The organism is Porphyromonas sp. COT-239 OH1446, assembly GCF_000768875.1.
GTDB lineage: Bacteria > Bacteroidota > Bacteroidia > Bacteroidales > Porphyromonadaceae > Porphyromonas.
The window spans coordinates 12,815-36,324 of sequence record NZ_JRAO01000016.1 but is presented as its reverse complement, the minus strand read 5'-3'; the positions used below and the strand labels follow the sequence as shown (position 1 = coordinate 36,324).

The 23,510-nt window shown below is 55.1% G+C and carries 20 protein-coding genes; 1 reads left to right on the top strand and 19 read right to left on the bottom strand.

Translation table 11 applies throughout. From position 1 onward, the window contains the following. Positions 1 to 10: 10 nt before the first annotated feature. The 17 genes from bioA to HQ37_RS04360 all read right to left on the bottom strand — a co-directional run bounded on the left by bioA (position 11) and on the right by HQ37_RS04360 (position 20,074). Positions 11 to 1,297: an adenosylmethionine--8-amino-7-oxononanoate transaminase gene (gene bioA, locus HQ37_RS04440; protein WP_036881008.1), complete on the bottom strand. Its 1,287-nt coding sequence runs from the start codon at positions 1,295 to 1,297 to the stop codon at positions 11 to 13. A gap of 11 nt (positions 1,298 to 1,308) precedes the next feature. Then, positions 1,309 to 2,301 (bottom strand): biotin synthase BioB, encoded by a 993-nt coding sequence (bioB, locus tag HQ37_RS04435; RefSeq protein ID WP_036881006.1) that lies wholly within the window; start codon positions 2,299 to 2,301, stop codon positions 1,309 to 1,311. Continuing rightward, positions 2,298 to 2,741, bottom strand: a complete 444-nt coding sequence (locus tag HQ37_RS04430) for a hypothetical protein (RefSeq protein ID WP_036881003.1) — start codon at positions 2,739 to 2,741, stop codon at positions 2,298 to 2,300. Before HQ37_RS04430 ends, bioB begins: the two co-directional genes overlap by 4 nt. A gap of 22 nt (positions 2,742 to 2,763) precedes the next feature. Continuing rightward, the gene (locus HQ37_RS04425; protein ID WP_036881001.1) at positions 2,764 to 4,746 is read right to left on the bottom strand and encodes a peptide MFS transporter; all 1,983 of its coding nucleotides are present in this window, start codon (positions 4,744 to 4,746) and stop codon (positions 2,764 to 2,766) included. A gap of 75 nt (positions 4,747 to 4,821) precedes the next feature. Continuing rightward, entirely contained in the window at positions 4,822 to 5,895 is a 1,074-nt protein-coding gene (locus tag HQ37_RS04420) for a DUF4831 family protein (RefSeq protein WP_036880999.1), read from the bottom strand. A gap of 168 nt (positions 5,896 to 6,063) precedes the next feature. Beyond that, positions 6,064 to 6,684: a YigZ family protein gene (locus HQ37_RS04415; RefSeq protein ID WP_036880997.1), complete on the bottom strand. Its 621-nt coding sequence runs from the start codon at positions 6,682 to 6,684 to the stop codon at positions 6,064 to 6,066. 31 nt (positions 6,685 to 6,715) lie between these two features. Next, positions 6,716 to 8,068 carry a chromosomal replication initiator protein DnaA gene (gene dnaA, locus HQ37_RS04410; protein ID WP_036880995.1) on the bottom strand — a complete coding sequence of 451 codons (1,353 nt, stop codon included), beginning with the start codon at positions 8,066 to 8,068 and terminating at the stop codon, positions 6,716 to 6,718. A gap of 755 nt (positions 8,069 to 8,823) precedes the next feature. Continuing rightward, a complete protein-coding gene (gene ribF, locus HQ37_RS04405) occupies positions 8,824 to 9,735 on the bottom strand; it encodes a riboflavin biosynthesis protein RibF (protein WP_036880993.1) in 912 nt (303 codons plus the stop codon). Then, a complete protein-coding gene (locus tag HQ37_RS04400) occupies positions 9,720 to 11,174 on the bottom strand; it encodes a murein hydrolase activator EnvC (RefSeq protein ID WP_036880991.1) in 1,455 nt (484 codons plus the stop codon). Before HQ37_RS04400 ends, ribF begins: the two co-directional genes overlap by 16 nt. A gap of 1 nt (position 11,175) precedes the next feature. Then, a complete protein-coding gene (locus tag HQ37_RS04395; protein WP_036880989.1) occupies positions 11,176 to 12,042 on the bottom strand; it encodes a DUF4292 domain-containing protein in 867 nt (288 codons plus the stop codon). Continuing rightward, positions 12,039 to 13,826, bottom strand: coding sequence for a tetratricopeptide repeat protein (locus HQ37_RS04390; protein WP_036880986.1), 1,788 nt, complete (start codon positions 13,824 to 13,826; stop codon positions 12,039 to 12,041). The genes HQ37_RS04395 and HQ37_RS04390 overlap by 4 nt, the downstream gene beginning before the upstream one ends. A 396-nt stretch (positions 13,827 to 14,222) precedes the next feature. Continuing rightward, positions 14,223 to 14,849: a fumarylacetoacetate hydrolase family protein gene (locus HQ37_RS04385; protein ID WP_036880984.1), complete on the bottom strand. Its 627-nt coding sequence runs from the start codon at positions 14,847 to 14,849 to the stop codon at positions 14,223 to 14,225. 16 nt (positions 14,850 to 14,865) lie between these two features. Then, positions 14,866 to 15,531: a redox-sensing transcriptional repressor Rex gene (locus HQ37_RS04380; RefSeq protein WP_036880981.1), complete on the bottom strand. Its 666-nt coding sequence runs from the start codon at positions 15,529 to 15,531 to the stop codon at positions 14,866 to 14,868. A gap of 11 nt (positions 15,532 to 15,542) precedes the next feature. Then, positions 15,543 to 16,268, bottom strand: a complete 726-nt coding sequence (locus HQ37_RS04375; RefSeq protein WP_081951761.1) for a superoxide dismutase — start codon at positions 16,266 to 16,268, stop codon at positions 15,543 to 15,545. 183 nt (positions 16,269 to 16,451) lie between these two features. After that, complete coding sequence (locus tag HQ37_RS04370) at positions 16,452 to 17,267, bottom strand: purine nucleoside phosphorylase I, inosine and guanosine-specific (RefSeq protein ID WP_152566795.1); 816 nt, start codon at positions 17,265 to 17,267, stop codon at positions 16,452 to 16,454. Between the two features lie 47 nt (positions 17,268 to 17,314). Continuing rightward, the gene (locus HQ37_RS04365) at positions 17,315 to 18,622 is read right to left on the bottom strand and encodes an amidohydrolase (RefSeq protein WP_052080765.1); all 1,308 of its coding nucleotides are present in this window, start codon (positions 18,620 to 18,622) and stop codon (positions 17,315 to 17,317) included. Between the two features lie 87 nt (positions 18,623 to 18,709). Next, positions 18,710 to 20,074: a dipeptidase gene (locus HQ37_RS04360; protein ID WP_036880977.1), complete on the bottom strand. Its 1,365-nt coding sequence runs from the start codon at positions 20,072 to 20,074 to the stop codon at positions 18,710 to 18,712. 547 nt (positions 20,075 to 20,621) lie between these two features. Here HQ37_RS04360 and HQ37_RS04355 point away from each other — a divergent pair. Beyond that, positions 20,622 to 21,476, top strand: coding sequence for a DUF3575 domain-containing protein (locus HQ37_RS04355; RefSeq protein WP_052080758.1), 855 nt, complete (start codon positions 20,622 to 20,624; stop codon positions 21,474 to 21,476). A gap of 84 nt (positions 21,477 to 21,560) precedes the next feature. On the opposite strand, the gene rfbB is transcribed toward HQ37_RS04355, so the two are convergent. Continuing rightward, the gene (gene rfbB / locus HQ37_RS04350) at positions 21,561 to 22,628 is read right to left on the bottom strand and encodes a dTDP-glucose 4,6-dehydratase (protein WP_036881107.1); all 1,068 of its coding nucleotides are present in this window, start codon (positions 22,626 to 22,628) and stop codon (positions 21,561 to 21,563) included. After that, positions 22,628 to 23,506, bottom strand: a complete 879-nt coding sequence (rfbA, locus tag HQ37_RS04345) for a glucose-1-phosphate thymidylyltransferase RfbA (protein WP_036880975.1) — start codon at positions 23,504 to 23,506, stop codon at positions 22,628 to 22,630. Before rfbA ends, rfbB begins: the two co-directional genes overlap by 1 nt. Between the last annotated feature and the right edge of the window lie 4 nt (positions 23,507 to 23,510).

The following is a 23,510-nucleotide window of genomic DNA, read 5'->3' as shown; positions in this document are numbered from 1 at the left end:
GATAGGGCTTCTAACGATCAAGCTCTTCGAGGATGTGCACGAGACGGGAGGCCAGCGTCCTGAGATCCGTCTCCCCGATCACGAAGGGGGGCATCAGATATACCAAGCGGCCGAAGGGGCGCACCCATATCCCCGCCTCGACGAAGCGGGCCTGCAGAGCTCCCATATTCACTGGCTCTCTCATCTCTACAACTCCGATAGCCCCGAGGACACGCACCTCGGCCACACTGCCGAGGCGGCTCAGCGGACTGAGCTCTTCGGTGAGGATGCGCTCGATGTTCCCGACACGCTCCTGCCAGGGGCTCTCCTTCAGGAGGCGTAAAGAGGCCGTTGCCACTGCACAGGCGAGTGGATTGCCCATGAAGGTCGGCCCATGCATGAAGCAGCCAGCCTCACCCGAGCAGATCGTATCGGCAACCTCTCGGGTGGTAACGCAGGCCGAGAGGGTCATGTATCCCCCCGTTAAGGCCTTACCCAGGCAGATAATGTCGGGCAGTACGCCCGCATGCTCCATAGCGAAGAGCTTACCCGTGCGGCCGAAGCCCGTTGCGATCTCGTCGAAGATCAAGAGCACCCCAGCCTCACGGCACAGCCTGCGGGCCTCGACGAGGTAGCGTGGGTGGTAGAAGTACATCCCCCCTGCACCCTGCACCACTGGCTCTAGGATCAGGGCTGCGATCTCACCTGCATATTGCTCGAGGAGCTCCTCGAGGGGCTTCATATCCTCGGGATGCCATTCCCCCCCGAAGCGAGAGGAGGGTCGAGGCAGGAAGTGCTGCACAGGCAATGCCCCACCGAAGAGACCATGCATACCGGTCTCTGGGTCACAGACGCTCATGGCGTGCCAGGTATCTCCATGGTAACCATTGCGCAGCGTGGCAATACGATGACGCTGCCCCTGGCCCAAGGACTGCTGATATTGCAGGGCCATCTTGAGGGCCACCTCGACAGCCACCGAACCCGAGTCGGCGTAGAAGATGCACTCCAAAGCCTGGGGCAAGAGGCTAAGGAGCTCCTCAGCCAGCTCTACAGCAGGCTCATGCGTAATGCCGCCAAACATCACATGGGCCATCTGCCCGAGCTGACGGGTAAGGGCCTCATTGAGCCTGGGGTGATTGTAGCCGTGCACGGCTGCCCACCACGAGCTCATGCCATCGATCAGCTCTCGCCCATCCTTGAGGTAGAGGCGCACTCCCTCAGCCCGCTCTACAGGGTAGACGGGTAGCGGATTGATCGTTGAGGTATAGGGGTGCCACAGGTGTCTGCGGTCTATCTCTAGCATTCTTTGTTCGTCCATAGCTCTAGGTTTTAGAAGTCGTAGCTTACCTCCCAATCGACAGAGCGGTTCACCTTGCCACACTCCTCGATCATCGCCATATCGTCCTTGGCCTGCTGCCCAATGGTCGTGAGCAGGTCGCCTGTGATGGCGGAGTTGACCCCTACATAGATCGCCTTACGCTGTAGCTCAGCACTCAGCTGAGCTCGCCCTCCTGAGAAGCGCAAGAAGGAGCGGGGATTGATCAGTCTAAAGAGGGCAATCGCCGTGAGGATCTCCTCCTCTGTCAAGGGCGTAGTGCCATACAGAGGTGTGCCGAGGATGGGCTGTAGAATGTTGAAGGGGATGCTCTCCACCCGTAGGCTCTTGAGATAAAAGGCCAACTCAATGCGCTGCTCGGCCGTCTCGCCCATCCCTATAATACCTCCGCTACAGATACGCATCCCGACCCGTCGAGCTGCCTCGAGGGTCTCCTCCTTGTCCTGCTGGGTGTGGGTGGTGCAGAGGTTTGCAAAGTGGCTCGGAGCAGTCTCCATATTGCAGTGATAGGTCGTTACTCCACTCTCGAAGAGCTTGCGTAGCTGATCCTCTCGCAGCAGACCCAGGGAGGCGCAGCACTTGAGGCTGGGGTTAGCCTTCTTGATCGCCCGATAGCTGATGCTCAAGAGGTCTATCTCCTTGTCCGAGGAGCGGCGACCGCTGGCCACGAGGGAGAAGCGGCCTATACCCTGCTTGTGGTTGTAGGTCGCCTGCGCCACAGACACGCTGGGGCTTACGAGGGCATATTTCTCTGCTGAGGTGGCATAGTGTCCACTTTGGGCACACCATTTGCAGTCCTCAGGGCAATTGCCGCTCTTGGCGTTGATGATGGAGCAGGTGTCGAAGCTGTCCCCCATGAAGTGCTCCGTGATCTCATGGGCGGCCTCATAGAGCTCGTCCTTGTCGGGGGTATTCAGCAGAGCAAGAGCTTCCTCGTGGGTGATCTCACCACCAGAGAGGATGCGCTCTTTGATCTTTGTTATCATTCAGATTTAAGTGATCGTAGAGCATACCGTCCAAGAGGGTCGGTATGCAAAATCCCCCACCCTGGACGGGCCTGTCTAGGCTCGCTCAAGGTAGGGGGTAGAGATAAGTAATAGGCCTTGCCCGAGAGAGGGCAGGCTCGAGAATTCGTTTGTCTACAGTCGAGAGAGAGCAGAGCAGCCCCTAGGGGGGAGAGTAGAAGCGAGGCTTCGTCTTCGTCCCGCTCATCATCCAGCCGAGAGGCCCTCTGAGCCAAGGGCTGAGCCAGAGCATCCTCCAGGGCCAAGGTACGGCTCTTACGAGCAAGGCTCGAGAGTACTGAGGCGGAGAGGTGACCAATACGCACAACCCAGCCGAGGGAGCGGAAAGCAGCTGCCCTGCTGCGGCTCCATCGAGAGAACCGCAGCAGGGCAATGCCATGTCGAAGTACTTGCCTTCGCATCGTCCTTAGATCTGCGAAGCGACTACTGAGTTACACGCTCTAGACGCTTCATCACAGAGAAGATGAAGGCGGCAGAGAGCAGACAGCAAACCACCAGTACACTCCAGAAGGCCACTAGAGAGAGCTCCTCCCAGAAGGTACCCATCACGCCGACGAGGAAGTTACCGATGGCAGTAGCTGCCAGCCAACCGCCCTGCATCAGACCACTGTACTGAGGGGGAGCAACCTTGGAGACGAAAGATAGACCCATAGGGCTGAGGAAGAGCTCGGCGATAGTCAATACGAGATAAGTACCGATCAGCCAATTGGGCGACACCAGTACATCCGAAGTCCCCTGCAACGAAGCAGGGTCAGGCAGACCGATAGAGGCTAGAGCAAGCACCACGAAGCCTACAGCTGCGATAAGCATCCCGATACCGATCTTACGAGGGGCAGAGGGCTCCTTACCCTTGCGGCCCAAGTGCGTGAAGATCTCAACGACGGCAGGCGTGAGGATGATGATGAAGAACGGGTTAAACTGCTGGAAGATCTGAGGAGTGATCTTGATGATCTCCTCACTCTGAGACACATTGGTCAGGTAGTAGGCCACGAGTGCTGCCAAACCCGAAACCATGAGGAAGATCCCAGACTTAGGATCCTTGCGCCCCCCAAAAAGGCCAATGAAGGTCAGATAGATACCATAGAGGAAGACCACTACGGGCAGGAGGGAGAGCAGGGAGAAGAACATGTTCTCCGCAGGGGAGATGCTGCTCATCGTATAGTCTCGGGCGAAGAAGGTCATACACAGACCATTCTGGTGGAAAGACATCCAGAAGAAGATCACCACAAAGAAAACGAGGAAGAGGGCAATCATACGCTCACGCACCTCATGGGCACTCATTTGGGGTACATCGGCAGTGCTGGCGTGCTGCTGGCCCTTCTTCTTGATCTTCACGTCAGCCTCGCTCCAGGACTTGCGCCAGAAGAGGAATACCAAGATCGAGATGATCAAGCTAATGCAGGCCACACCGAAAGAGTAGCTGTAGGAGGAGGAGAGAGACTTGCTCACATAGGCCGAGCCAAATCGCTCTGCAAAGAGCTTATCACTACCCTCCTCGGCGAAGAAGCCTGCGAGAGCCTCCTCTGGAGTAGCATTGACCTTATCGATCACAGCCTGCTTGGCGGCCTTGTCCTCCTGACTGCGGCTCTCAAGCAGCTCATACTCCTTCTGCGAGAGCTGATAGTCTACGCCTAAGAGCTTGCCCGATCGGCTAATCTGATAGAGCCCTGCTGCCTTGAGGTTGAAGAGCACCTGCTCCTTATCCTCGGCAAAGATCACCCCATCCTCACTCTTCTGCTTCTTCAAGATCTGTGCCTGCTTCTTCTCCGTTTCGGTAGCAAAGCTCTCGTGTGAGGCCATGAAGTCTGCTAGGTAAGCCGTCTTGTCTACGACCTGATTGTTGAGGGCTACGTAGTTGTTGGGGATGTTAGCATCGTAGACGAACTGCGACTTCTCGAGGACATTGTTGTTGATGAAGTTCGCCATACTGGGGGCGAAGAAAGCACCAATATTGATGAACATGTAGAAGATCGAGAAGGCAATATCTCGTGAACCCGAATACTCGGGCTTGTCGTAGAGCTTGCCCACGAGAGCCTGTAGATTTCCCTTGAAAAGACCCGTACCCGCAGAGATGAGGAAGAGCGAAGAGAACATGATCATCTTGCCAAAGAGGTTGTTCTCCGCAGGCATGGCTAAGAGGAGGTAACCACTAAACATGATGATCACCCCCAAAAGAATGGTCTTACCATAACCGAGCCATTTGTCGGCGATCAGGCCACCCAAGATAGGGAGGAAGTAAACAAGGGAGAGGAAAGCTCCGTAAATGATACTGGTCTCTCCGGAGGAGAACCCGAACTTGGCCTGCATGTAGATGGCCAGGATGGCTAGCATGGTGTAGTAGCCAAACCGCTCTCCCATGTTGGTCAAAGCCAGGACTAGTAGTCCTTTGGGGTGATTGTTGAGCATAGCTGATTGAGTTAAAGAGTTATACTTTTAGATTGTTTACAAGTTGTCTGTAGCTGAATGGATCTCGTATGAAGGTTATTCCTGTCGAATGCTGACAATTGCCCCGCTATGAATGTCGAAGTAGACGGATGGGCCAGTCTTATCCTTGACGTTGAACATCTTCTTGGTCAGGGACTGCATCCCTCCGGCTTGAGTCAGAGAGATACGCTCGCTCGAGAGCTCCTTGCCCAGGAGCGAAACGCTCACGACGGCGACCCCAGGGACGTTGTACATGATGCCCTCGATCTTGGCGAGCTTCTTGCGCTCCTTCTCGCTCAGCTCGGGTGCACGCTCGATGACCTTGAGGTTCAGCAAAACGGGATCGCCTGAGAGGTCGTCTCCGTCCACGATCCCCCAGTCGGGAGAGAAGCGAAAGAGTATGCGAGACTGAATATCGTTGCCATCAGGGCTGATGCGTAGGGTATGCGTGATGGTTCGTTGAGTGGTATCTCCCATGAAGAGACGTAGGGTGCGACGCTCCTCAGCCTTCAGCTGGTCGAGTACCAGGCGCATAGCCTCGCCATCCTTAGGCATCTGCTCAACCTCACCCGTAACCACACCCAAGAGCCGTTCGCGGAGCTCATAGAGGTGAGAGGCAGCTACCTCTGCCTGCTTGTTCACACTCCCAGCCTGGGCATATTCTCGCGGCAGGGAGGGGAGCTTGCGGTCAGGCTCTGCGAAGACGAGCGGCTGAGCCTTAGTCTCCGAGCATGGGCCTTCGCCCGCATTGATGGAGTGTAGAATATTGTCTTGGGTGAGCTTGACAAAGGGGGCAACCGTACGCTTGTCAAAGGTTACGACATAACGCTTAGTGGTATCGGGCAAACCAATCCCCTTGATCTTGAGGCTCAGGAGACTATACTGCTTGGTCTGATGCTGGCCCGCTGGCTGAGCAAGGTATTTCTCAGCATAGGCACGTAGAGGGCCAGGCATATAGACATGCTCGAGGACAGTCGCCTCGATCTCGATCTCGGTGCGTGGGAGTGTATAGACAACGCCGTAGCCCGTCTCGGCGGTCGCCTCGTATCGGAAAACCTCGGTCTGAGCCATAAGGGCGGAGCTAGAGCCGAACAAAAGTGCGACGGCAATGCTCATGAGAGTAGTACGCATGGTGATTGTATCCGACTATTATATCGATTGGACAAATCTACAAAAAAAATCGGACAAACCTCATACACCACAGCAACGCATTGTCCTACTGGAGAGGCACGGAGGGCTGAGGATAGATAATAAGACTCATGGCAGAGAGGCCCTAGGGGGTCTCGACGGGGGTTAGGGCTACTCAGAGCCAAGGAGCTCAAGGCCGTAGAGTCGCTCGAGGCGAGCCCGCAGTGCTGCGACATCACCTCGACGAATGGAGAGCCTGAGGCGGCAACTCTCACGCAGATCCTGCTCCAAGACCCTTGCTCCGCTATCCTTCACCGCACGCATGACCTCACCCATGAGGCCATAGCCGAAGGCCACGCTGAGCTCCTCCTCGATGACGCACTCTAAGGTCTCGGCCTCAGCCAGGACAGCTATCGTAGCCTCCCGATAGGCCTCGATGAGGCCGCTGGTGCCGAGCTTAATCCCCCCGAAGTAACGGACAACTAAGACAATGATATTGGTCAGATCGGCCGAGACCAATTGCCCGAGGATCGGTTTCCCCGCCGTACCCGAGGGTTCGCCATCATCATTGGATCGGGTACGTTCCCCCTCGTGCCCTAGGCGATAAGCCCAGCACACATGTCGAGCATCGTAATACTCTTGTCTGAGGGCTGCTACCCGCTCAAGTGCCTCAGCCTCGGTCTCGACAGGAAACGCAAAAGCGAGAAACTTGCTTCGCTTCTCGCTATACTGCGCCTCGGCCTTGGCGGAGATAGTGTAGTAGGTGTCTCGACTCTCAGGGCTGGTACTCATCCTCTTGGGTATGGGGCTGCTGCTCGCTAGATCAGCCCTGGGTGATGGCTTGCTCGAGCGAAGTGATGCTCTCGGCAAAGACAGGATCGACACTCATGCGGTCGGTGATCGTCTTGACCCCGTGCATCACGGTCGTATGATTGCGTCTACCGAGACGCTCAGCGATAGCACTATAGGAGTGGCTCGTGTACTTCTTGGTCATGTACATGACGATCTGTCGAGGCAGAGCCACCTCGGCCCTACGGGTGCTCCCATAGAGGAGCTTAGGGTCGATGTTGTAACGCTCAGAGACAAGCTGCTGGATGTACTCCATAGTGATCTCGGGCTTGTCCATGACGATACTGCTGCTCATCACCTGTCGGGTAAGGTTCATATCGATGGTACGCTTGCCATGCTGAGAATAGGAGATCAATGTCTTGATCGTACCGTCTAGCTCACGCACATTGCGCCCCATACGCTCGGCGATGATCTCGACGATCTCGTTGCCGAGCGAGACACCGCTCTCGGCGACCTTGGTCTGCAGGATCTTACGACGCAGCTCAATATCCGGGCGTTCGAGCTTAATGACCACTGAGCTCTGAATGCGAGTGATCATGCGCTCCTCCATCCCAATAAAGTCCACTGGGGGCACATCCGAGGTCAGCACAATCTGCTTACCGAGCAGATAAAGGTGGTTGAAGATCTCGAAGAAGGCCTTTTGCGTACCGGTCTTACCGATGAGCCCCTGGATATCGTCGATCAAGAGGACATCCATCTGCTGATAAAACTCGATGAAGGAGGTCTTGCCCCTCTGACGAGCATCACGGGTGTATTGGTTCTCGAACTTGGCACTGGACACATAGCACACACGCAGACGAGGGTGCTCCTGCTGGATATGCTGGCCGATAGCCTGGCAGAGATGGGTCTTACCCACCCCGCTAGGGCCGTGAATAAAGAGCAGGTTGAGCGGAGACTGTCCAGGGCAAGTGGCAACTGAATAGGCCAGCGTACGAGCCATACGGTTACACTCGCTCTCGATGAAGGTGTCGAAACGTAGGGATTGGTTCAGGTAAGAGACATAGTTGCCCGATGCCATGGCTCTATCAACCTGCGCCACCTCCTCTGTCTGAGCCTGTGCGGCCTCCCCTACTCGGGGAAACTCAAACTCAATGTCAGCACTACGGCCTACGAAAAGCTGTAGCATGACCTCGATCTCCTTGCGCATATGCTGCTCCAGATAATCGCAGAAGTGCTCCGAGGGCACCCAGAGTTTGAGGACAGAATCCTCTAAGGATATGGGTCTGATCGGATCGATCCAATTCCTCATCGTTTGCTCATTGAGCGTCTGAGAGAGGAATGCACGGCACTTCCCCCAGAGCTCGTTGATATGACTAGCGTCGGGCATAAAATCTAGTAGTCGTTTACCTTATATCAATGCTTTTTGTTCTGTTTTCCACATGAGCTCGGAGACACCAATGAGGCTGCCCAAAGAGCTTCGAGAATGGAGTACAAAGTTGAGCAAATAAAGGGTAAGAAAAAAACGTCCGAAGGGTTGTTTTTTTCATTCGGACTATATCCAGTTTGTTTCCAGCCATTTACCATTGTCAGTAATGCACATCCAACGGTGCATAGCTATTTCACTATAAAACAAATCATTACTAAAATAGGAACAGCTTATACACACAGTTATGCACATCGAAGAGAAGTCAATAAGGGTCGATCCTATAAGGACTTATGCACTGGACACAAACAATCTTTACACAGCCCACTAGGAGGCTATAATGCCTAGGGAGGAGCTTGCAGGCAGGGTTAAATAGAGGGATAATATGCAAAAAAGTGCTCGTCAAAAGGAGGTTCTTCGGCGTGTGCCTACGCTTCGTCGATCTCAATCCAATAGGCTCTCTAACGAGGTGCTACCAGATCCTGTGCAGAAGCCTAGATAGCCCCCCTGGGGAAGTCCTATCTACACCTCCACAGAGACATAAGTAGGAGCTCGGGTGAAGTCCTATCTGAGCCTCGGTAGTGATCCTATCTAGACCTCAATAGAGGCTATAGACGAGAGCTCGATCGAGAGCCTACCGAAGTCTCGATCGACTGTCTCTGGAGAGTGTGGCTGAGGGGCTCACCGAAGATGTGAAGGGGGCTACGAGAGGCGAGAGCTTAATCTGCTAGCCGATCGAGGTGCGCTCGACAGTGCTGCTCATCGAGCGAGAGCTGCTGGCGCAGGGCCTCAAGAGAGGCGAAGTGGCTCTCGCCACGGATATAGGCCAGGAGTTCAACCTCTATCTCTCGATCATAGAGATCGGCACAGTAGTCGAAGAGATGCACTTCTACAACCTGCCCCAAGCCATCAACCGTAGGCCGAGTACCGATGTAGAGCATTCCCCCAAGGGAGCTCTCCTCGTGCTCGAGATAGACCCGAACGGCATAGACACCGCTCGAGGGGAGGAGCTTGCCCTCATCCTCTAAGATAATATTGGCTGTGGGGAAGCCAATCGTTCGTCCGATCTGTTGCCCTCGCCCGACCTTGCCTCTGAGACGATAGCCGTAGCCGAGCAACTGATTGGCCTGCTCTATCCCCCCTGGGACAGCGAGTGCACGCCGAATGCGGCTCGAGCTCACGACCTCTCCACTGCGGGCAATATCCTGAGCCTGTCGCAGCTCGATGCCCAACCTCCGCCCGATAGCAACCCGCTCATCGAAACTCGACAGCCGATCTGAGCCGAAGACATGATCGTAGCCTATGAGCAGTACATCGACCCCATAGCGACTGCGCAGGATATCTCGCATGAAAGTCTCGGAGGTCATCCGTGCTAGATCGGCCGAGAAGGGCAGCACAACGACCTCATCCACCCCAGCGGCGTAGAGCCGCTCACACTTCTCCGCCAGGCTAGTGAGCAGACGGGGAGCCTCCTCAGGGTGCAGTAGGGCTGCAGGTAAGCGGTCGAAGGTGAAGACAAAGCTTCTCCCCTCGAACTCCTTGGCGAGCTGAAGCAGCTCGCCAAGGAGTTGCAGATGCCCTCGATGCACCCCATCGAAGCTCCCGATCGTAGCAACTATCTTTTGAGCCATAGTAAAGGGTTCTGCTTGGTTCGTTCACGCCAGAGCTGGAAGTGCAGCGTACCTGCCCGATCGCCCATGCCAGCTGTGGAGATACTGCCGAGGACGGCTCCGGCCTTGACCTTCTGTCCCTGGCGTACATTGATCGAGGAGAGATTCGAGTACGAAGTGAGATAGTCTCCATGCCTTACGAGAATAGATGTGCCATAGCCAGGCGTTGCGAAGATGCTACGCACGACTCCATCGAAGACAGCATAGGCCCTACGATCACTAGAGGGGCGGATATCGATCCCACCACTGCTGACCTGTACACGGCTATGTTCGTTATGCTTCTGTAGGCCGAAGAAGCGAGTAATCGTATAGCGTCCACGTACGGGCATGGGAAGGCGTCCCTTATTGCGAGTGAAGCTGCCCGAGAGCTTGATCTCCATCGCCTCCGATGCCTCATACTCGGCAGCCTCTCGGGCTGTGGCCTTAGCCCTGCCTCTAGAGCGGCTCTTCGTCGTGCTGGCCTCCTCGGCTGGGCTGGTCTCTTCCTCGAGAGTCTCCTCCCCGACCTCGGTAGGGCTCGCTGGTGTCGTCGCAGCATGACGACGCTCCTCGGCTATGCGTTGGGCCTCTGCCTTGCGTCTAGCCTCTGCCCGACGCTTAGCCTCTGCTCGGCGTCTAGCCTCTGCCCTACGCTTGGCCTCCGCTCGGCGACGCTGCTCTTGCTCTATCTCGTAGGCGATTTGCTCCTCGATCTTCTGCTCGAGGGCTGTGGCCTCGGAGCGTTGCTTCTTGAGCTCTTGGGCCAGGGCCTCCTCCTTACCCTTGAGGGTGCGGATCTGAGAGGAGTGCATGTGTTCCTCGCTCTCGAGCTTCTTTCGCTCTCGGTCTCTTAGGGCGAGCAGACCCAGCTTGCTCTCATGGTTGGTGGTGAGCTCTCTTTGCTTGGCCTCTATCTCCTCTCGCGTCTCATGCAGCTCCTGGGCCGTGCGTCTGCTGCTAGAGGCATAGCGAGAGAGGAAGTGCTTGCGCTGCAAGCCCTGCTCTAGGGTAGGCGAAGAGAAGATGAAGAGCAACTGATCCTCTCGCTGCATCCCTTGCCCCAGGGCAAGGATCGACCTCTTGTACTGCTCGAGCAACTGCTGCTCTCGACTGTGCAGCGAGCGCACCCGGGACGCCAATGAGTCTATATCTCCCTGTAAGGCGGCGATCTCTACGCCGAGATGGCGCAGCATAGCCGTGCGCTGAGCCTTTTGGCGGCGTACAAGCTCGAGCTGACGCTGCTCGGTACGGGCATTGTGCTTGATGTTCTTGAGTTGCTTGTCTGTGCTCTCGATCTGCTTGAGCATCTTATTTCGCTCCTGCTCCAGGGCACGGACACGTGCTGACTTCCTCGTCTGCGCCTCTGCGCTCCAGAGTGGGACGAGGCAGAGGATGAGGGCGATACACTTGCGTATTTGCATGCTAACTAAATCTCTTGATGAGCTCTATGATCTTATCTATCCCTATGCGACTATAGCCCGAGCGCACGTTGGGCTGGATGTTCAGCTCCTCGGGCTCTACGATCGTGGTTCTGCTCCACTGGACCTCAACCCGAGCTCGGGGTGCAGCTGTAGGGGTATGCCCCATGAAGCTGTAGATCGCCTCACCAGGCAGCATAGATCCAACCTCGTCGAGGGTGTTGTGCCTCGAGTATTCGACCCTCAACAGCTCTGAACCTGATCTTAGGAGGCTGGAGGTGTACAGCAGAGCTCCCTCGTCGAGAACGAAAGCGTACTCGTACCCCCCTCGTGCTCGATAGCTCAGCTCTGCACCCGCGGGAGCTAGTGGTTTGAAAGTAAGCCTTCTCAGGGGGCTCGTCCCCGTACCCTCAGGGGAGAAGACCCGACCGAGGAGTAGGGCTTCGATCTGCTCGTAGGTGATCTTGAGACCGAGCATGCTAGAGAGTGTCTCGTAGCTTTCCTGAGCATAACGTCTGCCGATCAGATCGACCAAGATCACCTCCTCCTCGGTAAACCAAGCTCGAGCTGCCTCGATCAGGGGGAAGGGCATTGCACTCATACGAATACCCTTACCTCTAATACAATGCACACTGACACGAGAACTGACAGAGCGTTGGCCTAGAGAGAGCTGCATCTGTAGCGAAGCTCTCAGGCCCTGCCAAGAACCCGCCTGACGCTCTAGGGCGGTGAGTATGGCTGCCTTCTCTTGGCGCACACTCGCCGAGGGGGCTTGAGCTCGACGCTTCGTACTACAAGCCCCTAGGGTCAGCAGGAGGACGATTAGGGCCACAAAGAGGCTGCCTAGGCGGAGGATGGGGAGGGATCTCATTTACTTTTTCCTTTTTTCTTGTCTTTGCTGGGCTTGCTTTGCTTGAGCTTACCCTTTAGCTTGTCAGAGACCAGCTTGGCCTTCTCATGCTCTCCCTCTTGGGTGTAGAGCTCTAATGCCTTGCCCCAGGCCTCACGGGCTGCCCCGATGTCGCCTAGGGCGTGTTTGATGTCCCCCATGTGGTCGTAGAGCACAGGAGAGGCGTCCTTACCTGCCACTGTAAGAGCCTCGGTCTGATAGAGGCGGGCCATGGTGTAGCGACCCTGCTTGTAGTATATCCAGGCGAAGGTATCTAGGGCATTCACATCCTTGGGCTGTAGGCGCACGGCATTGGCGGCCATACGCTCAGCCTTGTCGAGGTCTCCATCTCGCTCGACGAGGGCATAGGCGTAGTTGTTGAGGACGGAGGGATTGTTGGGTTCTAGCTCTATCGCCTCCTCATAATGCTTGAAGCTCTCCTCGACCCGGCCCTGTTCGAGGAGATAATCACCCAGCAATCCAAGCAGGATGCTGCGACCCCAGGTCTCGGAACTGGGGAGCTCTTGTAGCCCTCTACGGGCCAGGGCCATAGCTTGCTCGGGCTCTTCTCTGAGCCCAATGCAGGCAAAGAGATAATACCGCCAATTGGTCTGTATGTGCTCGATGGCCTTGAGCGAGAGCTCCTCGACGAGCTTGTTGTCCTCTGCCGAGACTGCATCTCCAATGATGCCGTCCCACAGCTCGACATTCTGCGGCTCGACCTCTACGAAGGGAAGCTGTACCTGAATGGCTTTACGATACTGGGCCTGCTGTCTCAGGATCTTAGCATAGCCCAGCACAAGACGTAGGTCTTCGGGATGCAAGGCCAATAGACTATCGAGGTGATGATTGTACTGCTGGGGGATGAGGAGGGTCTTACCCCTCTGCTCTTGGAGGAAGGAGTACCAGATATTGATCTGATCTCCCCCCGAGGCCAGGTGCTCTCGGTCTATGCGCTTGAGTACCTGTATGGCCGAGTCAGGATGCTGAGCAGCCGAGTAATAGGCGATCTGTAGGAGGGCTAGGGGCATGGCCTCGTAGTCCTCCTGCTCGAGGGTCTTGAGCAGCTCGGGCAGCTCGCTCAGCATTCTGCGCTCAAGTAACTGAGAGGCGTACTGAGCCTTGGGCTCTAGCTCATGGGGGAAGGTCTCGACGACACGTCTGTATTCACCCATCGCCTCCTGATCTCTCGAGGCCATACCATGGATGCGGGCCTTGATATAGGCCAGGCGCATGAAGGCAGGTAGATCCTTCGTTTTGGTCTGCTGAAGTCTATTGTAAACGCGGATTGCACTATCGATCGTACCCGAGTTGAGGTAGGCCTGCCCGAGCCGCATGGAGATATATTCGTCCTCGGGATGCTTTGAGAGCCAGTCTCGAGCGATCTGAATAGCCTCTTCGTTGGCATGACTGGCTTCGAGGCCCATCATAAGGCCCTCAATGTAGTCTCTATTTTGGGGCTCAAGTCTGTGGGCCTTGCGCAGCAGCTCCAATCCTCGCTGTAGCTGATCGAGGGCCATGCACACCCGTCCGAGCTCGTACATGGTCTCAGTGCTCGTTGAGTCTAGGCGGTAGCTATAGTCTAGGAGGCTGTGCGCTTCGTGCCACCGCTCTTGCTTGGCTTCGAGCACACCCTGATAATAGAAGGTCTGCGCCTTGAGCTGATCCTCTGTTAGCTGCTTCGTTTGGGCATAGAGTGCAGCTATGCCGCTCGTCCCAACGAGGAGGAGCAGGCCTAGTTGCCTGATAACACTATTGATCTTCATCTGTATGGGGTAATATGGAGGCTTTGTCCGTCTCCTAGGCAAAGGTACTTATTCTCCGCCAAACTAAGTCCTGGTAATCCCCCCTTGAGCTCCTACCTAGATCTCGATGGAGACTCAGATAGGATCGTAAGTGAACTCCTATTTGGGTCTCAAGTGAGATCCTATCTGAGCCTCGAGAGAGCATCTGCCGAGACCTCGGCTGCGGCCCTATTGGAGGAGAGAGAGAGGCCCTATATAGGAGCTCGGGGGAAGTCCTCCCGAGAGCTCAGCCCAGGCCCTCCCGAATGCGCATCTGCACATACGAGGGAGGGGGGAATAGATGAAGTAAGGCGAGGTAAGAGACCTCTCTCGAGGTCGCCTAGACAGGAACTTCGAGCTCTCGGACGAACCCCGAGGTCATTTGACTGGGATCTGTAGGACACGCCGCTCCCCGATATAGCCCTCGAGCAGCTGGCCAATCCTCACCTCACCAACACCACTAGGAGTACCGGTAAAGATCAAATCGCCCATCTTGAGCGTGTGAAACTGACTGACGTAGGCAATGACCCGATCAATGCTATAGAGCATCTCTGCACTGCTAGCCTGCTGCACCACCGCCCCATCTACCCGTAGGGAGAAGGGGATAGGCTGCTCGGGATAGCCAAGCTCCTCTTTGGAGATCCATTCGCCTACGGCTGCAGCATTGTCGAAGGCCTTAGAAAGCGTCCACGGCCTCCCTTGGGCAATGGCCTGCAGCTGTAGATCTCTTGCCGTGAAGTCGATCCCGAGGGTGATCCGCTCGTAGTAACGATGAGCAAATCGCTCGGCAATACACTTGCCCACACGGCTAATCTGCACAACGAGTTCAGCTTCGTATTCGATGCGAGAGCCAAAGTCGGGTAAGAAGAAAGGCATCCCCCGACGCAGCACCGAGTCGCCCTTGTGGAAGATGATCGGCTCCGACATATCTGAGGGGAGCTCTTGACTATGCGCCTGCTCGTCTCGGTGGCTGGGATAGTTGAACCCTACAGCTAGGATCTTCATCGTGGAGGACGGAGGCTTAGGGTTGCGAGAGAGCCTGAGCCGTGGAGATGCGGCTAAACATGACGGCCAGATGGGCGTAGAGCGAAGTGTTCTGCACCACGAGGGGCTCGGGGACTTGGATACGGACTGGGGTGAAGTTCCAAATGGCCTTAAAGCCCAGCTGGGTCACCTTGTCCGCCATCAATTGAGCTTGACCGATGGGCACGGTCAGGATCGCAATCTGTGCCTCCTGCTCGGCGATCATCTCCTCTAGGGCGTCGATGTGGTACACAGGCACATCGCTAACGACCTGCCCCACTACAGCCTCAGAGACATCGTAGGCCGCTACGATCTCTAGGCCAAACTGCGCTAGACCCTTGTCCGCCAACAGAGCAGCACCCAAGTTACCCACTCCGAGTAGCACAGCTCGGTGCTCGATGGTGAAGCCCAAGAAGGCTTCCAGCACCTCCACCATCTCCTCCACCCGATAGCCTACACGGGTACGTCCCTGTAGATTAACATAGGAGAGATCCTTGGCCACCAGGGCTGCATCGACCCCAACCCCACGGGCGATGCGGGTCGAAGAGACGAGGGACTCCCCTTGCATTCGTAACATCTTGACGAAAGACAGATACCAGGGCAAGCGTCTGAGAGCTGGCTCGGGGATGATGGACTTGTTTGCTTTCTTCTTGGAAGAGGTCATAGAGCTAAGGCTTAGTTAATCCCGCAGGAGGTGTTAGAGCTCTGGTAACGCAGCTCGATGATCTCCCAGTCGATGATCTGCCAGAGGGCCTTGATATGATCGGCACGTCGATTTTGGTAATCAAGGTAGTAAGCGTGCTCCCAAAGGTCGAAGCCGAGCAGAGGATTCATCCCTCGAACAATCGGGTTGCTCCCATTGGCCTCGGTAACGACCTCCAGCTGCCCCTCTGTATTGACCACAAGCCAGAGCCAGCCCGAGCCGAAGAGTTTCCCCCCAGTCTGCTCCATCACTTGACGTAGAGCAGCGAAGCCACCCCACTGACGCTGGATCGCTTGGGCGAGCCTACCGATGGGCTGGCTGTGGCGAGGCTTGGGGGCGAACTGAAGGAAGTAGAGGTTGTGGTTGAGCGTCTGACCAGCATTGTTGAAGATGCCGCCCTTGCTCTTGCACACGATCTCCCCGAGAGCCATTCCCTCAAACTCCGTCCCCTTGATGAGACGATTGAGGTTGTTCACATAGCCTGCTAGGTGCTTGCCGTGGTGCAGCTCGATCGTAGCCTTCGAGATCACTGGTGATAGGGCATCAGTGGCATAGGGCAGTTCGATGAGCTTGATTTGCTTCTCATTACGTCCTCCAGTTACAACCTCGTCCGAGGCTTTCTGAGCATGAAGGTCGAGGGCGAAGCTACAGGCGATGGTGGCCAGGAGAGCTACAGAGCGATATAGTACACGTATCATAGAAACACAGATTTGAAGTGATTAAAAGAAATTTGTCTGCAAAAGTAACCATCTTTACCCATGTATCGGTTCATTTACTTGCAAAATCCACTTGCGCTGCATCCGTAGGGAACTTGGGCAACGAAGACGCCCCTGATCCTCCTCTCAGGAGAGATCAGGGGCGTATAACACGCTCGACAGCCCTTAGAGCTGACGGACTAACTCAGAGAAGATACGTCCCATACGCTCACTGGCAGCATTGGCAGCATCGATCACATCCTGAGCATCATTGACGAAGTCATCGGCGAAGTGATAGCCCTCGTTCGTGATCACCGACATCCCGAAAACTCGAATGCCAGCATGACGGGCAACGATCACTTCAGGCACAGTGCTCATGCCGATAGCATCACCGCCCACCTTGCCCCAGAAGAGGTATTCGGCTGGGGTCTCATACGATGGGCCGGTCAGCCCTACATACACGCCCTCCTTGACTGGGATGCCCAGTTCCTGAGTAATGGCCTTCGCCTTGGTGATGAACTCTCTGTCATAGGCCCTCGTCATGTCGGGGAAGCGAGGCCCGAACATCTCCATATTAGGCCCAATGAGCGGATTGGGCATGTTGTTGATATGATCACGGATGATCATCAGATCGCCGACCTTGAAGCTGGTATTGATCCCTCCAGCAGCGTTCGAGACGAGTAGATTCTCGATACCCAGGAGCTTCATGACGCGCACGGGCAGGGTTACCTGCTCCATGCTATAGCCCTCGTAGTAGTGGAAGCGTCCCTGCATCGCCAGTACGGGGACTCCACCGAGAGTACCCGAGATCAAGTTCCCCTTGTGCCCTACAGCAGTCGAATGAGCGAAGTGGGGGATTTGAGTATAGGGGATAACGGTACTGTCCTTGAGCATCTCGGCTAGATTGCCCAGTCCGCTGCCTAGGATGATGGCAGTCTTGGTCTCTTTGGGAATGCGTGAGGCAAGATAAGAGGCTGCCTCGTGGTAATGTTGTTCTTGCATCATAATGTTTATTGCTTAGTCCCCCAATAGGATCGGGGAATGAATGATTACTCTTGTGGGATAATGCGGCGAGCGACCTCTCTAGCCTGAGCCAAGATCTCCTCCTCGCCAGGCACATGCCCCCCTCGCATCAGGATACGTCCGTCTACGATAGTCGTGTCTACGCAGCTACCCGAGGCAGAGTAGACGAGGTTCGAGGTGAGGTTTGTCAGAGGGGTCATCTCGGGACGATTTAGGTCTATGAGGCAGAGGTCTGCTAGAGCTCCCTCTGCGATGCGACCCGCCTCTATCGAGAGAATATCTGCCCCTATGCTCGTTGAGCTGGCAAAAATATCCGCTGCACTGACCGCCGTACTGTCAAATCGCCATACCTTGCCCAATAACGAGGCCAAGCGCATAGCGTGAAACATATCTAGATTGTTCGATGATGAGCAACCATCTGTCCCTAGCCCTAGACGAATGCCTCGCTGCTTCATCTCCTCATACTTGAAGGCATAGCCGCTGGCTAGCTTCATGTTAGAGGCGGGGTTATGCACGACGGCCACATCGTACTTGGCTAGTAGATCCATCTCCTCATCATCTACCCAAACGACGTGGGCGAGGATTAGGTTTGGCCCGAGGATGCCTAGACGCTCGAGGTAACGAACCGGCGTTGTGCCATGCAAGCGAAGACATTCCTCTACCTCGCCCTGAGTCTCGGAAAGATGTAAATGGATCTTGACCCCATGCTTTTGGGCAAACTCGTGGCAGAACTGTAGCTGCTCTCCGCTCACCGTGTAGATGGCATGAGGACCAAGATTGAAGCTAATCCTATCGCTCAGCGTAGAGAAATACTCGAGATATTCGGCACTGCGCTGACGATCAAGGGCTGCACGCTCGGCATTACCCTGATCGAAGAGGGTGTAGGAGATCATGGCCCTGAGACCCATCTCTTCAGCTGCACGAGCGGTCTGCTTGGGGTGCATGTACATATCGAGGAAGCAGGTTGTCCCGCTCTTGATCATCTCAAGGCAAGCCAGCCGAGCCCCGACATAGACATCGAGCTCGGTCATCTTCGCCTCTACGGGCCAGATGTAGTCCTCGAGCCAAGTCATCAGCGGGAGGTCGTCCCCGTAACCTCGGTGCAGCGTCATCGCCGCATGGGTGTGGGTATTGATCAGCCCTGGGATAACGGCCATCCCCTGAGCCTCGATAACCTCTGCGGGCTCGTCTTCGAGCTCGATACGAGGGGCAATGCGGCTGATACGATTGCCTTCGATCAAGATGTCTGTGTTTGTCCCCTCGTGGTAGGCTCCACGGATGAGGATTCGCCCGAAATGAGTGCTCGGATGCTGCTCCTGCCCTAGACGTACCATACGGCTACGCTCGACTTCGAAGTCAGCTTGCTTGCTATTATCCTGTTGGTAGGCGTTGCGTACTATATCTTTAATCATAGTGAGGGGTTAGCGTAGGGGGAAACGACGGTAAAACTCTGCCACAGCCTCGATCCCCTTGCGGAAGAAGTCTAGGCGCATATTTTCATTCGGTGAATGAATGGCATTGCTCTCCAGCCCAAAACCCATGAGGATCGTCTTGATACCCAACACACGTTCGAAGACAGCAATAATCGGAATGCTTCCACCACGACGGACGGCTAGGGGACGCACTCCAAAAGCCACCTCGACAGCCTGCTCTGCAGCTTGGTAAGCGGGCAAGTCGATGGGGCAGAGATAGGCCTCGCCTCCGTGCATGGGCTGCACCTCTACTCGGATATGCTTGGGAGCGATGCTATGGATATAATCGACGAAGGCCTGGCTGATCTTGTGATGATCCTGCGCAGCCACGAGGCGACAGCTGACCTTGGCATAGGCCTTGCTAGGCAATACCGTCTTAGCCCCCTCGCCTTGATAACCGCCCCAGATACCGCAAACATCGAAGCTCGGACGGCAGCTATTACGCTCGAGGGTATGGTAGCCCTCCTCGCCCCACAGGGCATCAACATCAATGCTTGCACGGTACTTAGCCTCGTCAAAGGGGACTTGGGCGATCATGGCCCGCTCCTCATCCTTGAGGGGGATCACATCGTCGTAGAAGCCAGGGATGGTGATGCGACCACGCTCGTCCTGGATCCGAGCGATCAGCTTACAAAGCTCGTTAATGGGGTTAGCCACAGCCCCACCGAAATGCCCCGAGTGCAGGTCTCTATTCGGCCCAGTAACCTCGAGCTGCCAATAGGCCAGGCCTCGAAGTCCGGTCGTGAGCGAAGGGGTCTCGGCACTAACCATACTCGTATCCGAGACGATGATCGCCTCGGCCTGGAGCATCTCTTTGTGCTCATGGAGGAAGGCCTCGAGGTGTGTCGAGCCGATCTCCTCCTCTCCCTCGAAGAGGAACTTAACATTGCAACGTACGAGTCCGAGCTTGAGTGCCGTCTCGAAGCCCTTGACCTGTATCATGGACTGCCCCTTGTCGTCGTCTGCCCCTCGAGCCCAAATATGACCATCACGGATCTCTGCCTCGAAAGGGTCGCTGTGCCACAGCTCCAGTGGCTCGACAGGCATCACGTCGTAGTGGGCATATACGAGTATGTTGGGTAAACTAGGGTCTTGTATGTACTCTGCGTAGACGATCGGGTGGCCAGCGGTGGGATAGACTTCCGCTCGTGTTGCTCCTAAAGCTAGGAGATGATCTCGCCAATGCTCTGCGCAGCGAAGCATATCGCCTCGATGCTCGCTCTGAGCACTGATACTGGGAATGCGAATAAGATCGAAGAGCTCGCTGAGGAAGCGATCTTCGTTTTGGGCAATGTAGGATCGTATCTGACTCATCGTGATAAGGTGTTTACTGTTAATACAGCTAGTGAAATTGTATGGTAAATATACGCTTTTATTCTATTCCCTTGTATGCAGACTGGATAAATATCTTCAATAGAGCTGGATGTAACTCCTCGACTGAGGGTCTATCGGGCACTCGATCGAGATCTAAGTAGGATCTCAATCGAAGTCTAAATAGGATCTCACTTGAGGCTCAAATAGGATCGCCGTAGAGACCTAAGTAGGATCGTAGAAGAAACTCTATCGAGGCTCAGTAAAGAGTCTTCCGAGAGCTCGATCAAGAGCCTCTCAAGCAGGCATGGGGGGGGGGAGCTCTACAAGAGAAGAATTGGCCCTTTTCTCTAACTCATCTCAAGGCTCTGCACCCTCTACAAATCAACAAAACAGGTACGAAAGGCACAAAGCCAAGAGACTAAGCAAGGCAACTGATAGCACTATTTAACAAAAACACCACTCGTAGTATAGGAGATTAAAAAACTATCTACTATCTTTGCCTTATACTTACGTTTAGCGTTTCGACAACTCTTTGAGACTAGAGAATATGAAGAAAAGACTACTACTCATGCTCTGCCTGGCATTCGGTGCAATGCAGGCACAGGCACAGGAGGACTCAACCTTTGACAAGATCCTCAGAGACCTAGATGAACCTAAGGACGTCCCTGCTGTCTCTAGCTTCGACTCAAGCCTCCTCGGAGGGAGGACTATTGTCAAGATGAACCTCACTGGAATTGCTCTGCGCAACTATAGTTTCTCCGTAGAGCAAGTCCTCGGCAAGAGGCTCTCCGTGCAGCTCGGGGGGAGCATCATGCCCACAGGTTCATTCCCCTTTGCCAAAGAAATCGACAAGAGGATTCCAGAGCTCGCAGGCTCAACTATCTCCTCGAAGATGATCACCCCCGAGCTGCGCATCTACCTCGGCAAGGGCTACGGACAGGGCTTCTACATCGCCCCCTACCTACGCTACGAGAGCTACCAGGTTGCTGGGATGCACTACACCACTATGGTAACCACAACGATCGGAGGGGTGTCCGTCAGCAAAGAAGCTAAGCTCGACCTCAATGGCAACCTCAACTCCTTAGGAGCTGGTCTGCTCTTAGGGGCTCAGTGGCAGTTTGGCTCTAAGAAAAACTTTGTCATCGACTGGTCTATCGTTGGTGGACACCTAGGTCAAGCGAAGGTTAACCTAAATGGTAAGATCTCTGGACTTCCTGCGGGGATAGAGCCCAGCGATGAGGACATTGCTAACCTGCGCCAGCAGATCGACAAGTCCATCGACAAGCTCCCCTTCAAGCCTACGGAGAGGGATATTGTCATCACTAAAAAGGATGGTAAGCTATCGGGCAAGATGCCCTTCGGCTTCGTCCGCATGGCTGTATCCTTCGGGGTACGCTTCTAAGAGATAGCCCCTACACAACAAAACACCCCACTAAGGTTGACAACCTTAGTGGGGTGTTTATATATCCAGGCTGATGGCCAAGCCTTAACCATATACCGACTGGTAATACTCCCCGTACACGCCCGAGGTAATATGCTCCACCCAATCCCGATGCTCCAAGTACCAGCGCACAGTGAGCTCCAGCCCTTGAGCGAACTGCAATGAGGGCTTCCAGCCTAGCTCCTGCTCGATCTTCGAAGCATCAATCGCATAGCGCAGATCATGCCCTGCCCGATCCTTCACATACGAGATCAAGCCCTCGGAGCTACCGACTGGACGCCCGAGTAGACGGTCAGTCGTCTCGATCAGGAGGTGCACGAGGTCGATATTGCGCCATTCATTGTGCCCTCCGATGTTATAGGTCTCCCCTACTCTGCCTCGGTGGAGGACGACATCAATGGCTCGAGCATGATCTTCGACATAGAGCCAGTCCCGGACATTCTCCCCTCGACCATAGACGGGCAGGGGTCTTCCTTGGACGATATTATTGATGAATAGAGGAATGAGCTTCTCGGGGAATTGGTAGGGACCATAATTGTTCGAACAATTCGTGATCACAATCGGTAGACCATAGGTATCGTGAAAGGCCCTTACAAAGTGATCACTCGAGGCCTTACTGGCCGAATAGGGACTATGCGGATCATAGCTCGTCTGCTCGGTAAACATCCCACCATCTAGAGGGAGAGCTCCATAGACCTCATCCGTCGAGACGTGATAGAAGAGCTTGCCTCGATATCCCTCTGGGCTCTGCTCCCAAACCCGACTACAGGCCTGTAGCAGGCTGAGCGTCCCCATGACATTAGTCCGAGCGAAGGTAAAGGGGTCTCTGATACTGCGATCTACATGGCTCTCAGCAGCTAGATGGACAACACCATCGACCTCATAATGAGCTAGGAGCTCAAGCATACGCTCATGATCACAAATATCTGCCCGCACAAAGGTATAGTTGGGCAGCTGCTCCACATCCCGAAGGTTCTCTAGATTACCTGCATAGGTCAGCTTGTCGAGGTTAATGATGTGGTAGTGAGGATAGCGAGTCGCCAAGAGACGAACTACATGAGAGCCAATGAAACCCGCCCCACCCGTGATGAGGATCTTACGTTCGTAGTGCATCATCTGCGATCTATGAGTTTGAGTAGATATTGCCCATACTGGTTCTTGATCATCGGGGCAGCGAGCTCACGGAGCTTCTCCTCGTCGATCCATCCCTTGCGGTAGGCGATCTCCTCAAGGCAAGCGACCTTCAGCCCCTGCCTCTTCTCTATGACTTCGATGAAGGTAGAGGCTTCGCTCAGAGCCTCATGCGTCCCCGTATCCAGCCAGGCAAAGCCTCGCCCCAGGGTCTGCACCTGTAGCTCTCCCAGCTCTAGAAAGGCTTGATTGACCGAAGTGATCTCGAGCTCTCCTCGCTCCGAGGGACGTACTTCCTGGGCGATTTGCACGACCTTGTTGGGGTAAAAGTACAGCCCCACAACAGCATAATTGCTCTTGGGCCTTTGAGGCTTCTCCTCAATCGAGAGGCATTGCCCCTGAGCATCGAACTCCGCTACACCATAGCGTTCGGGATCATTGACCCAGTAGCCAAATACTGTGGCTATAGCATCCTCCTCAGCCTTACGAACGGCCTCGTGCAGCTGGGCAGAGAAGCCCGTTCCGTAGAAGATATTGTCCCCAAGCACCAGGCAAACAGCATCATCACCGATAAACTCTCGCCCGATGATGAAGGCCTGTGCCAGGCCATCTGGCGAAGGCTGCTCGGCATAGCTAAGGTTCAAGCCATAGTCCAAGCCATCCCCTAGAAGGCGTTTGAAGAGAGGCAAATCCGTCGGCGTAGAGATGATGAGGATCTCCCGAATTCCCGAGAGCATCAAAACCGAGATCGGATAATAAATCATGGGCTTATCGTAGACGGGGAGCATCTGCTTGCTTACCCCTCGGGTCATCGGATAGAGGCGAGTCCCCGAGCCTCCTGCCAGTACTATTCCTTTCATAGAT

Excerpts from the sequence above, each read along its gene's own strand:
- HQ37_RS04430 (WP_036881003.1), bottom strand. The coding sequence starts at position 2,741 with ATGCGAAGGCAAGTACTTCGACATGGCATTGCCCTGCTGCGGTTCTCT.
- HQ37_RS04420 (WP_036880999.1), bottom strand. The coding sequence starts at position 5,895 with ATGCGTACTACTCTCATGAGCATTGCCGTCGCACTTTTGTTCGGCTCT.
- HQ37_RS04375 (WP_081951761.1), bottom strand. The coding sequence starts at position 16,268 with ATGATACGTGTACTATATCGCTCTGTAGCTCTCCTGGCCACCATCGCC.
- HQ37_RS04415 (WP_036880997.1), bottom strand. The coding sequence starts at position 6,684 with ATGAGTACCAGCCCTGAGAGTCGAGACACCTACTACACTATCTCCGCC.
- HQ37_RS04400 (WP_036880991.1), bottom strand. The coding sequence starts at position 11,174 with ATGCAAATACGCAAGTGTATCGCCCTCATCCTCTGCCTCGTCCCACTC.
- HQ37_RS04385 (WP_036880984.1), bottom strand. The coding sequence starts at position 14,849 with ATGAAGATCCTAGCTGTAGGGTTCAACTATCCCAGCCACCGAGACGAG.
- dnaA (WP_036880995.1), bottom strand. The coding sequence starts at position 8,068 with ATGCCCGACGCTAGTCATATCAACGAGCTCTGGGGGAAGTGCCGTGCA.
- HQ37_RS04390 (WP_036880986.1), bottom strand. The coding sequence starts at position 13,826 with ATGAAGATCAATAGTGTTATCAGGCAACTAGGCCTGCTCCTCCTCGTT.
- rfbB (WP_036881107.1), bottom strand. The coding sequence starts at position 22,628 with ATGCACTACGAACGTAAGATCCTCATCACGGGTGGGGCGGGTTTCATT.
- HQ37_RS04395 (WP_036880989.1), bottom strand. The coding sequence starts at position 12,042 with ATGAGATCCCTCCCCATCCTCCGCCTAGGCAGCCTCTTTGTGGCCCTA.
- HQ37_RS04355 (WP_052080758.1), top strand. The coding sequence starts at position 20,622 with ATGAAGAAAAGACTACTACTCATGCTCTGCCTGGCATTCGGTGCAATG.
- bioA (WP_036881008.1), bottom strand. The coding sequence starts at position 1,297 with ATGGACGAACAAAGAATGCTAGAGATAGACCGCAGACACCTGTGGCAC.
- HQ37_RS04370 (WP_152566795.1), bottom strand. The coding sequence starts at position 17,267 with ATGCAAGAACAACATTACCACGAGGCAGCCTCTTATCTTGCCTCACGC.
- HQ37_RS04425 (WP_036881001.1), bottom strand. The coding sequence starts at position 4,746 with ATGCTCAACAATCACCCCAAAGGACTACTAGTCCTGGCTTTGACCAAC.
- bioB (WP_036881006.1), bottom strand. The coding sequence starts at position 2,301 with ATGATAACAAAGATCAAAGAGCGCATCCTCTCTGGTGGTGAGATCACC.
- rfbA (WP_036880975.1), bottom strand. The coding sequence starts at position 23,506 with ATGAAAGGAATAGTACTGGCAGGAGGCTCGGGGACTCGCCTCTATCCG.
- HQ37_RS04360 (WP_036880977.1), bottom strand. The coding sequence starts at position 20,074 with ATGAGTCAGATACGATCCTACATTGCCCAAAACGAAGATCGCTTCCTC.
- HQ37_RS04365 (WP_052080765.1), bottom strand. The coding sequence starts at position 18,622 with ATGGTACGTCTAGGGCAGGAGCAGCATCCGAGCACTCATTTCGGGCGA.
- HQ37_RS04380 (WP_036880981.1), bottom strand. The coding sequence starts at position 15,531 with ATGACCTCTTCCAAGAAGAAAGCAAACAAGTCCATCATCCCCGAGCCA.
- ribF (WP_036880993.1), bottom strand. The coding sequence starts at position 9,735 with ATGGCTCAAAAGATAGTTGCTACGATCGGGAGCTTCGATGGGGTGCAT.